Source organism: Microcystis sp. LE19-41.2A, assembly GCF_027530405.1.
GTDB classification, from domain to species: Bacteria; Cyanobacteriota; Cyanobacteriia; order Cyanobacteriales; family Microcystaceae; genus Microcystis; species Microcystis aeruginosa.
In genome coordinates, this window is the sequence record NZ_JAPZQJ010000370.1 from 1 (window position 1) to 9,362 (window position 9,362).

General features: G+C 40.6%; 11 protein-coding genes and 1 pseudogene. 6 read left to right on the forward strand and 6 right to left on the reverse strand.

Annotated elements, in window-relative coordinates; all coding sequences use genetic code 11:
• Positions 1 to 157 (forward strand): annotated as a pseudogene (locus tag O9290_RS15000) (IS1 family transposase); the annotation flags it as partial.
• A 51-nt stretch (positions 158 to 208) separates the two neighbouring features.
• On the opposite strand, the gene O9290_RS15005 reads toward O9290_RS15000, so the two are convergent.
• A complete protein-coding gene (locus O9290_RS15005; protein ID WP_288055832.1) occupies positions 209 to 625 on the reverse strand; it encodes a ScaI family restriction endonuclease in 417 nt (138 codons plus the stop codon).
• 396 nt (positions 626 to 1,021) lie between these two features.
• On the opposite strand from O9290_RS15005, the gene psb34 reads away from it, so the two are divergent.
• Complete coding sequence (gene psb34 / locus O9290_RS15010; protein WP_002759001.1) at positions 1,022 to 1,201, forward strand: photosystem II assembly protein Psb34; 180 nt, start codon at positions 1,022 to 1,024, stop codon at positions 1,199 to 1,201.
• Between the two features lie 74 nt (positions 1,202 to 1,275).
• On the opposite strand, the gene O9290_RS15015 is transcribed toward psb34, so the two are convergent.
• A complete protein-coding gene (locus O9290_RS15015; protein ID WP_002759000.1) occupies positions 1,276 to 2,058 on the reverse strand; it encodes a tetratricopeptide repeat protein in 783 nt (260 codons plus the stop codon).
• A 62-nt stretch (positions 2,059 to 2,120) separates the two neighbouring features.
• Here O9290_RS15015 and psbP point away from each other — a divergent pair, with 62 nt between their 5' ends.
• Complete coding sequence (gene psbP, locus O9290_RS15020; protein WP_002758996.1) at positions 2,121 to 2,669, forward strand: photosystem II reaction center PsbP; 549 nt, start codon at positions 2,121 to 2,123, stop codon at positions 2,667 to 2,669.
• On the opposite strand, the gene O9290_RS15025 is transcribed toward psbP, so the two are convergent.
• Complete coding sequence (locus O9290_RS15025) at positions 2,662 to 2,817, reverse strand: hypothetical protein (protein ID WP_288087225.1); 156 nt, start codon at positions 2,815 to 2,817, stop codon at positions 2,662 to 2,664. The genes psbP and O9290_RS15025 overlap by 8 nt on opposite strands.
• Positions 2,818 to 3,167: 350 nt before the next feature.
• Between O9290_RS15025 and O9290_RS15030 the strand changes: the two genes are divergently transcribed.
• The 3 genes from O9290_RS15030 (at position 3,168) to ureG (ending at position 5,071) form a co-directional block, all read left to right on the forward strand.
• Positions 3,168 to 3,581 carry a hypothetical protein gene (locus O9290_RS15030; RefSeq protein WP_288027656.1) on the forward strand — a complete coding sequence of 138 codons (414 nt, stop codon included), beginning with the start codon at positions 3,168 to 3,170 and terminating at the stop codon, positions 3,579 to 3,581.
• A 133-nt stretch (positions 3,582 to 3,714) separates the two neighbouring features.
• Complete coding sequence (locus O9290_RS15035) at positions 3,715 to 4,302, forward strand: Maf family protein (RefSeq protein ID WP_288054831.1); 588 nt, start codon at positions 3,715 to 3,717, stop codon at positions 4,300 to 4,302.
• A 175-nt stretch (positions 4,303 to 4,477) separates the two neighbouring features.
• Positions 4,478 to 5,071: an urease accessory protein UreG gene (ureG, locus tag O9290_RS15040; protein ID WP_002758991.1), complete on the forward strand. Its 594-nt coding sequence runs from the start codon at positions 4,478 to 4,480 to the stop codon at positions 5,069 to 5,071.
• A gap of 9 nt (positions 5,072 to 5,080) precedes the next feature.
• Here the strand turns inward: ureG and O9290_RS15045 are convergent, their stop codons facing one another.
• The 3 genes from O9290_RS15045 to O9290_RS15055 form a co-directional block, all read right to left on the reverse strand.
• Positions 5,081 to 5,806 carry a WecB/TagA/CpsF family glycosyltransferase gene (locus O9290_RS15045; protein WP_288027657.1) on the reverse strand — a complete coding sequence of 242 codons (726 nt, stop codon included), beginning with the start codon at positions 5,804 to 5,806 and terminating at the stop codon, positions 5,081 to 5,083.
• A 166-nt stretch (positions 5,807 to 5,972) separates the two neighbouring features.
• A complete protein-coding gene (locus O9290_RS15050) occupies positions 5,973 to 7,388 on the reverse strand; it encodes an ABC transporter substrate-binding protein (protein WP_288054829.1) in 1,416 nt (471 codons plus the stop codon).
• Positions 7,389 to 7,558: 170 nt separating this feature from the next.
• Positions 7,559 to 9,160 carry a B12-binding domain-containing radical SAM protein gene (locus tag O9290_RS15055; RefSeq protein ID WP_288054827.1) on the reverse strand — a complete coding sequence of 534 codons (1,602 nt, stop codon included), beginning with the start codon at positions 9,158 to 9,160 and terminating at the stop codon, positions 7,559 to 7,561.
• Positions 9,161 to 9,362 lie beyond the last annotated feature (202 nt).

Sequence of the window (9,362 nt, forward strand, 5' to 3'; positions counted from 1 at the left end):
AAACTAATCCTATTGAAAGATTAAATAATACCTTTCGACAAAGGATTTCTCGGTTGGTGAGAGAGAGTCTATCTTTCTCTAAAAAAATGGAGAATCACGTTGGGGAACCCTTTGGTATTTTATCCATGACTACAATGCACACCTGGCAAAGGATTAAGCCGCCATCACTACTACCGAATCACCACCGAAAACTTCTCAAAGTTAACTGCTAAATAGTATCCAGACTTACTTTTTTGCTGTTATTAGAATTTTGAGCATAGCTTCTATTGCCATATATATGTCTAGGATCAGAGGAGGTTTTGACTTCAATTGAAAAAAAGTCATCAGGTATATAGACAATATCTTTATCAGATATACTGATATCTCCTCTCCAGAAATCGGGATATTTTGCTTTTAGTTCTAAAGGAATTAATTCATGAAGTAGAAAACCCATAATTTGAGGTTTAGGGAAGATATCCCTACCAATTCTAAAACCTTTTGTACCTAACTGAGAATTAAAAATTGATTGCCAAGATGTTAAAACAACATCAACAATTGCATCGGTAGATAGGGGATGTCTTTCCACAAGTCGTTGGGTGATAGATAACCAATTACTAGGAGAGACATCTGCATAGGGAGAATTCATCTATAGTTTTTTTCCGGCGTTATTAGATACAGTAACTAATATTAACGCAACCACCTCCCCCTATCCCAACACCTAATACTAAATTCTGTTTAAAAGGTATAGGAGAGTGGGGAACGCTGGATCAGGGAGCAGGGAAAAACAATCCATAACTTGGGAGTTAATCATAGTATTAAAAACGGATTTGGTATGATTAGCCTTTTTTAAGTTGTTTTCGCAGTTTCAAGGATTGAAACTGCGATCGCCAATAAAAGTAGCAGAGTCCGGCAGTTACCCCCAGACTAAGAATTGTTATCCCCGTGAGAATTTCCCACATCCCCGACTCGGTTACTAATATGTTGTAGTATTGTAATAAGAGGATTTTTTTCCTGAAAAATTGTCATATTTGAGGTTTTGATTATGCCTTATACAAATGAAGAAGGTGGACGCTTAAATAATTTCGCCGCCGAACCGAAAGTTTATCAAGCGGCTCCCCCGACTAAATCGCAACAACGTAATTATCTTGTCTGGGGCGTTGCTGCGATCACACTTGTGGGTGGACTGTTAGCCGTCGCTTTTTACGCATCTCAAGCTGGCTAAAATTTAGTCCCTCGTAGTTGCGATTTAGCCCCTTTCACTCCTATTTAGAGCTAAAATCACAACTACTCCCTATTTTAGGGCTTTTGACCCTGAATTAATGCCACTGCTGACTGAGACTTAGCCGCAGTCCCCTGTTTACCCTGGGATAACGCTAGACGGGCTGCTGCCTCTAAATCAGCGATCGCTTTTTCCCTGTTTCCCAATTTATAATGGGTTAAACCCCGATTGTGGTACGCTTCGGCAAAATTAGCATTGATTTTCAGACTCTCATTGTAGTCCCTTAAAGCCATTTCCTGCTGTCCGGCTCGGTTATAGGCCAAGGCGCGATTATAGAAAATGCGATCCTGTCCTCTAGTTCCCTGTAAACTCAAAGCTTTTGTGTAATCCTCGATCGCTTCTAGGTGTCTTCCCAAGTCATCCTTAGCATTACCGCGATAAATAAAGAAATCAGCAAAATTTCCGTTTAAAGCGATCGCTTTTGTGCAATCTTCCACGGCTGCCTCGTATTTTTTCGTCAGATAATGCACATAACAACGATTACCGAGAGCATTAACATAATTGGGGTTGATTGTCAAGGCCTGGGTATAATCTGCGATCGCTCGCTCGTACTGGCCGAGAACTAATTCCGCATAGCCGCGATTATAGTAAGCATCGGCATCCTTCGGCTCTAATTGTAGAGCTTGAGTAAAATCCGCAATCGCCCCTGAGTAATCCCCTGCGGTTAAACGATCCACACCCCGATTATAAAATTCTACAGCCTTCACGGGGTTAGCGGTAGTTTGAGAGACTAGGGGAGAGATAGTCAGTAAAAAAGTCGCTATAGCCATAATAATTGTCAATTTTTTCTTAATTTTCATAATCCCTTCACCTAAACAATTCAAGGTAAAATTAAACAGCCCTACTCACAGGTCAAAATATCATGATTAAATCTCTTTTGGCGACTTTCCTCCTAATTACCACCCTCCTCTTAACCGGTTGTGCAACTCCCATCGCTGGACTGCAAGGATACACCAGTGGCAGCCAAGGCTATCAATTTTTATATCCTAAGGGTTGGACGCAGGTGGATGTGAAAAAAGTTGCAGGAGTAGATGTGGTTTTTCATGACCTGATCGAAACTAGCGAAAATTTAAGCGTTATTATTAACCCCGTCCCCGACAATAAAACCTTAACAGATTTAGGTACTCCCTCGGAAGTGGGCTATCGTCTCCTGAAAAATAACAGTCTTAACCCCAATCTCGATAAGGAAGTAGAATTAATTCGCTCAGAATCCCATCAAATCGACGGTCAAGATTATTATATCCTCGAATATCAAGTTAAATTAGCCAACGGTCAAGAACGTCATAATCTGGCCAGCGTCACGGTTAATAATCATAAACTCTATTCTTTTAATCTTTCCACTTCCCAAAAACGTTGGACGCAAATTCAAGAACTCTTTGAAACTATCGTTGATTCTTTCTCGGTTAGTTAAATGTCAGAGGATAGGAAATTTTCAGTAAAATGTAGGGTGCGTTAGACGGCAAAAATTCCTGTTTTGACTTAAAGGTAAAAATCCGTCGTAACGCACCACTGGCAATAGGCAATAGTAAAATGTAGTAAAATGTAGTGGACTGTTTCAACTAAAATAGGGCAATAGATTTTGGCTTAAAGTCTTAGATTATAGAATTTATAGCATTTTTCTAATACACCAAATTAGCTGAAACAGTCCAGTAGGGTGCGTTAGACGGCAAAAATTCCTGTTTTGACTTAAAGGTAAAAATCCGTCGTAACGCACCACCTATCATCAACTAGGTAGCCGGTTACAATTAAAGATAACATACAAAGAACCAGAAGCCTGTCCCACTATCTAACAATTAATTGAGATTACTTACTGAATGAGTAATCAGTAATCAGTGGGGAACTGATAACTGATAACTGATAACTGATAACCGGTAACTGATAACTGATAACTGATAACTGATAACTGAATATGAGTAACTCGGAAGAAAATAGACTAGATAGACTCGAATCTCTTGCTGAAAATACCCTAACAGAACTACGGGAGATTAAATCAGGACTACAGGAGATTAGATTAGGATTACAGGAGATTAAATTAGGACTACAGGAAACCAATCAGGGATTAAAAGAAACTAGAGCGATCGCTAATTCTAACGCCAAATCGATCGAAGCGTTAACTAATAGTCTTGCTGAGTCTAAAAAAGAATGGGAAAAAGACAGACGGGGACTTTATCAACTGCTAGGACAATTAACTCGATCGATGTCGGATTTTTATGAGGTTCAGTCAGATTTTTACAATCGATTTGACAAAATTGAAGAAAGAGAATCACGCATGGTTGAGATTTTAAATCGTTATTTCCCCCCCGAAAATCCTGCCAATTCCTAGCAGAAATAGCTAAAAAACTGATAACTGATGGTGGGTTACGGCAAATAGATAAATTGATAATTAAGTCTAATAATTTGTCATTGCCTAACCCACCCTACCTAACTATCTCCTATCTTGTTTACTGAAAAAACTTATGTCCATTCCCTTGATTCTTGCTTCCGCTTCTCCTGCGCGTAAAAAACTATTACAAATGGTCGGAATTGATCCGATTGTGCGGGTGAGTAACTTTGATGAATCGACAATTAATGCTGATGATACTCTCCATCTTGTCCAAACTTTAGCCCAATGTAAAGCGCAAACGATCGCCCCCCAATTTGATACAGGATTAATTCTTGGTTGTGATTCCGTCTTAGAAGTAGCCGGGGAAGTCTATGGCAAACCCAAGGATAAATCAGAAGCGATTGATCGTTGGCAAAAAATGCGCGGTCTGGTGGGTACACTCTATACAGGTCATGCTTTAATCGATCGAGTTAATCATCAAACTTTGACTCGTTGTGGAATCACTAAAGTTCACTTTGCCAATATCAGCGATCAAACAATTATTGCCTACGTTGACACCGAAGAACCCCTCAAATGTGCCGGCTGTTTTGCCCTAGAAGGAAAGGGGGGTCTATTCGTGGAAAGATTAGAGGGATGTCACAGTAATGTTATCGGTTTAAGTTTGCCCCTATTTAGGCAGATGTTAACGGATTTTGGCTACCAAATCACTGACTTTTGGTGATCTTTTTGCCGATGATTTCCCCAAATTTATTGACCAAAAGACTTGACAAATTCTCAGATTTGCGTTAACCTTTTATTATAATGGGAATCCGTGTCGCCCTGCGAACCCCTCTTTTTTCTATCGGATAGCCCCAAAATTTTTAACCCTTTCCTTTTCACTTTTTCCCGAAAAAACTATGTCTTGCTTGCGCGTGGGAATTGCCGGTCCGGTGGGTTCAGGAAAAACAGCCCTGCTCGATGCCCTGTGTAAAAATTTGCGGGATCAATATCCGATCGCCGTAGTCACCAATGACATTTATACTCAAGAAGATGCCCAATTTTTAGTGCGATCGCAAGCTTTAGACCCGGAAAGAATTTTAGGAGTAGAAACGGGAGGATGTCCCCATACAGCTATTCGCGAAGATGCCTCAATTAACTTAGTTGCCATTGAACAGTTAGAGAGAAAATTTGCTAACTTAAAGTTAATTTTTCTGGAAAGTGGTGGCGACAATTTAGCGGCAACCTTTAGCCCCGAATTAGTAGATTTAACCATCTATGTGATTGACGTGGCAGCCGGAGATAAAATTCCTCGCAAGGGGGGACCGGGTATCACCAAATCGGATTTATTGGTAATTAATAAAATAGATTTAGCCCCGATGGTGGGGGCAGATTTAGGAGTGATGGATAGAGATGCCAAAAAGATGCGCGGAGATAAACCCTTTATCTTCACCAACTTAAAAACACGGGAAGGATTAGAGCGAGTGATTGCCTTTATCGAAAAGAATTTATAATAACTATTGCTAGGAATAAAAAAGAGAGCGCCAGAAAAATTTAGGTAAAGCTAACATTCTTTTCCAGCGCCAAGGTTCCTGATAGAGTCGATACAACCACTCTAAATTATTGTCACAGAAAAAGCGAGGGGCGCGGATTTTTGTCCCGGACCAGATATCAAAACTACCCCCCACACCTACCCAGATAGCTTGGGGACAGAGATATCGATGTTCCCTAATCCAATATTCCTGTCGGGGTACTCCCAACCCAACTAAAATTAACCGCGGTTGTTGATCTTTTAATACCTCAATCCAATCGGACATTTCCTCGGAGGATAGATAACCATGGTTAGCCAGAATACGGATATTAGGTATCTTTTTTTGCCAATTACTTGCCGCTTTTTCCGTAATCCCCGGTTGACCACCAAAAAAAGCAATAGGAAAACTCTCTCCCTGCATTCCTAACTCAGTAATTAAGGATTCTGATAATTCAATACCGGGGCAGCGGGTTTGTTTTCTGCCCCTTAATTTTAAGTAAATAACAATCCCCGCGCCGTCGGGAATAACTAAATCTGCTTCCCGAATAACTTGGGCAACTTTAGCATCATTTTCCCCTAACATTGCCATTTCTGCATTGAGAGTGACAACGTGGGAACCAAAACCTTGATAGGCGCGATCTATTAACCAACGACTGTAGTTATCGAGAAGATGAACCGGTAAACCAAGAACCGAATATTTGGGGGGAGTTTCTAACATAAGTAGGTAGGTGTTAAAAGTTGTCAGACACCCCCCTTATCAAGGGGGGATTAAGGGGGGATCGGCACCCCCCTTATTAAGGGGGGCAGGGGGGATCAGAGGCAAAATCTATCTTCAATTTAATTATAAATACTTACTTATAAGTCATCTTGATTTAGTTGTCATTTTATCGAGAAATTGGCACAAAATCTACCCCAAAACTAGAACGAGAACCGGGTTTAACTACCACTAATTGCACGGATTGATTGCGATCGCCAGACGGTAAAAATCGCACTGGATTAGTCGCCCCAGGCACAGAAAAATTACTGCTTCTTAACGCCTGTTGAACTCCCTCGCGGCTAGATTCTGCCTTAATGCCAGCGATTAAAGCCTGGGTAGCGTCATAGGCGGTAGCAGTGCGCCAATTTACGTCTCCTTGCCACAATTGGCGGGAATTATTCACAAAAGGACTGTTCGGATTAGCCCCTAAATGCCAAGCGATAGCGACAACCATGCCCAAGGCATTTTTTCCGCCTACATCCAGAGTTTTGGGGCTATAAACGTCATCACCCGCCACAATCGGTAATTTTTGACCATTGATTTGAACCACCTGCAAAGCCTTATCTAGGGTACCACTATCCCCAAGAAGGGCGATTAGATTTGCTCCCTCCTGTTGAGCTTGTTGGAGGCTTTTAGAAGGGGTAAAAGTGAGGGAAGATAGATCAAATTCACTCACCACTTGACCTCCTCCTAATCCTAAAGCGGTGATAAATTCAGATTTTAGGGATTGACTATAATTACTTTGGGAGTTAAAAAATACCACTGCCTTGACGTTAGGAATTTTTTGCAAGCTAGATTCGGCTAATGCCCGTGCCGCCACAAAATCACTGGGAACAGAACGAAAGATATAGTCACCAAAATTGGAGAGTTTAACTGAGGTACTGATGGGGGAAATCATTACTAATCCCGCTTTTTGATAGATAGCGGCTGCGGCTAAAGAGGTGTCACTGCTAGTGTGTCCTACTACTCCTAAAATGCTGTTATCAGCCGTTAATTTTTGGGCAATTTGAGCGGCAATTTCGGGATTATCAGCATCATCAGCAATGAGAACTTTTAAAGGAGTGCCATTAATTCCTCCAGTTTGATTGATTTGATTTTGAGATTGGGCAACTCCTCGTAAAACTTCTAGGGCGGTGTTGACATTGCTCCCAATTGGCACGGAAACGGCGATAGTATAGGACTTAGCTTGACCAATACGGGCGTTATTTAAGTAGATGAGAGCTTCCGGATCATTTTGATTAGCTCGCAGGGATTTTTCTAGGAGGTAAACTGCTTGCTGAAAGTCTCCTTTCCCGATTGCCTGTATGGCAGCTTGTTTGTCCGAAGAAGCCCCTTCAACTATTAATAAGTTTTCCCCTTGACTAAATTTTGCTTGTGCCGATACCGATTTTTGCTCTGGTGATATTTTCTCGATTTCAGAAATATTGTTTGGGTTATTTTTTCCTTGAAAACGATTGTATAACCACCAACTACCTGCCCCAAAAAATATTAGGGTAATCACCAAGGCTAAAAGCAGGGTAACGGTCTCATTTTTCTTGCTCATGGGCTGATCAACTAAGATTAAATTAATGGTTTAATCGAGATTTATAGTTAATAAAAGTACCAATTCAAGTCTGAATGGCAACAAGATACGATCTACCTTGATAGAATACCTCATGTGGGGTCTGATAGTCAAGACATTGTTTAAATGTGTCTTAGCTTATTAGCCATACTTTACCTTTTTGTTTGGGATTGTTCTAAATGTTTTACCAAAACATTTGAGGATAAAAGACCGTGTAAATGACTCCAGGGTAAAACCTGTTCTAAACGCCATTGCTGATGGACGTAATAATCTAGAGGGGGAATTTGTCCTTTTAGTTCCTTAAAAGCCCGTTTATAACTGCCTAAAGAATCACCGTAGCCACGGGTTAATTCTAACAGGGAAGTTAAGCGGCGATCGCCTCTAGATAATAAAGCTTGAATCACTGACCAATTATAACTCTCTGGTCGAAATTCTATACCCTGTTTACCTAATTGTTTCTCTAGATATTTTAATCTTTTTTCGGCCATTTTATTAACTCCAAACCACTGAAAAGGAGTATGGGATTTAGGCACAAATGTGCTGCAACCGAAAGAGATTCGCAGTCCAGAGGCGGCTTTTTTTAAGGCTATTAACATTTCCACAGTTGCCGCAATATCTTCGGTTTCTTCTCCCGGTATTCCCACCATACCATAGAGTTTTATCCCTTTTAAACCGCCCGCTTTGGCATTAATAGCAGCCTGGATAATTTCATCATTGGCTAACTTTTTGTTGATAATTTCCCGCAAGCGATCGGAACCACTTTCTACGGCAATAGTAATTGATTTGGTGTCTCTTTGGGATAAAATTCTGGCTAATTTTTCCGTGACAGTATTAGTCCTAACTGAAGCGATCGAGAGTCTAACTCCTTCAAATTTTGGTTGAAAAAGATAATCAAGTAAGGTTTCAAATTCGGGATGTTGACTGACAGAAGCACCTAATAAACCCAGGCGATCGGTCACTTTTAAACCTTTTTCAATTGCGGGAATTAGGGATTCTAAACTAGCGGTACGAAAGGGTAAAGTTAGATAACTAGCTAAACAAAAACGGCACATTTCTGGACAACTTCGCACCACCTCTACCATATAAATATTCTCCCATGCCGCTTGTTTTGTTACCACCGTAGAAGCAGAAAGGGTATTACTGCGATAGGTTTGTTTACTAACAAAGGCGGGAACATTATTATCTATGGGTAGAATTGCTGTAATTTCGCCATCGGGACTATCATAATTAACGGTATATAAACTAGGAACATACACCCCCGGAACCTGGGCTAAATGACGGAGTTTGGTCGGGCGATCGGCGTTTCTCACCTCTTGATAGGCATTAATAAAATCAGCAATTAAATTTTCACCATCTCCCAATAAAATTACATCAAAAAAAGCGGCAAAAGGTTCGGGATTAGCGGTTAAAACTGGACCACCTCCGAAAATTATCGCTTGCCTATCTTGCCGTTGATGACTGTGACAAGGAATTTCTAAAGATTCTAACAGCGAGAGGATATTAACATAGTCTAATTCCCAAGAAAAGGAAAAGCCGACTAATTCGGGATAACGGGGTAAAGATTCTTGAAAATCCGTAAATAAACGACTAACTTGTATATCCGATCGCAGGGCTAAAGTTGCCCAAACAATTTGATAACCTAAACTGGTTATACCCACAGAATACTGATTAGGAAAGGCAAAAATAGTTCTAAGGGCATCACTGTGGGGTATTGCGGGAGTAAAGAGTAGTTTTTCGTCTTGTAAGATGGTCATTTCAGTTATCAGTTATCAGTTATCAGTTATCAGTTATCAGTTATCAGTTATCAGTGACTACCAGCAGTCTTCAGTAGCTTTTAATTTTCATTCTCTTGAAAGGGGAGGCTTGTTACCTCTTGTTTTTGGTCATATAAGTAGGTGGGTGGAATTAAATATAAGATGAACGTAGGTTGGGTTGAAGAATGAAACCCAACGCCCG

What these genes read in the sequence shown, in the direction of transcription:
- O9290_RS15005 (WP_288055832.1), bottom strand. Translation starts at nt 625, where the DNA reads ATGAATTCTCCCTATGCAGATGTCTCTCCTAGTAATTGGTTATCTATC.
- psb34 (WP_002759001.1), top strand. Translation starts at nt 1,022, where the DNA reads ATGCCTTATACAAATGAAGAAGGTGGACGCTTAAATAATTTCGCCGCC.
- O9290_RS15015 (WP_002759000.1), bottom strand. Translation starts at nt 2,058, where the DNA reads ATGAAAATTAAGAAAAAATTGACAATTATTATGGCTATAGCGACTTTT.
- psbP (WP_002758996.1), top strand. Translation starts at nt 2,121, where the DNA reads ATGATTAAATCTCTTTTGGCGACTTTCCTCCTAATTACCACCCTCCTC.
- O9290_RS15030 (WP_288027656.1), top strand. Translation starts at nt 3,168, where the DNA reads ATGAGTAACTCGGAAGAAAATAGACTAGATAGACTCGAATCTCTTGCT.
- O9290_RS15035 (WP_288054831.1), top strand. Translation starts at nt 3,715, where the DNA reads ATGTCCATTCCCTTGATTCTTGCTTCCGCTTCTCCTGCGCGTAAAAAA.
- ureG (WP_002758991.1), top strand. Translation starts at nt 4,478, where the DNA reads ATGTCTTGCTTGCGCGTGGGAATTGCCGGTCCGGTGGGTTCAGGAAAA.
- O9290_RS15045 (WP_288027657.1), bottom strand. Translation starts at nt 5,806, where the DNA reads ATGTTAGAAACTCCCCCCAAATATTCGGTTCTTGGTTTACCGGTTCAT.
- O9290_RS15050 (WP_288054829.1), bottom strand. Translation starts at nt 7,388, where the DNA reads ATGAGCAAGAAAAATGAGACCGTTACCCTGCTTTTAGCCTTGGTGATT.
- O9290_RS15055 (WP_288054827.1), bottom strand. Translation starts at nt 9,160, where the DNA reads ATGACCATCTTACAAGACGAAAAACTACTCTTTACTCCCGCAATACCC.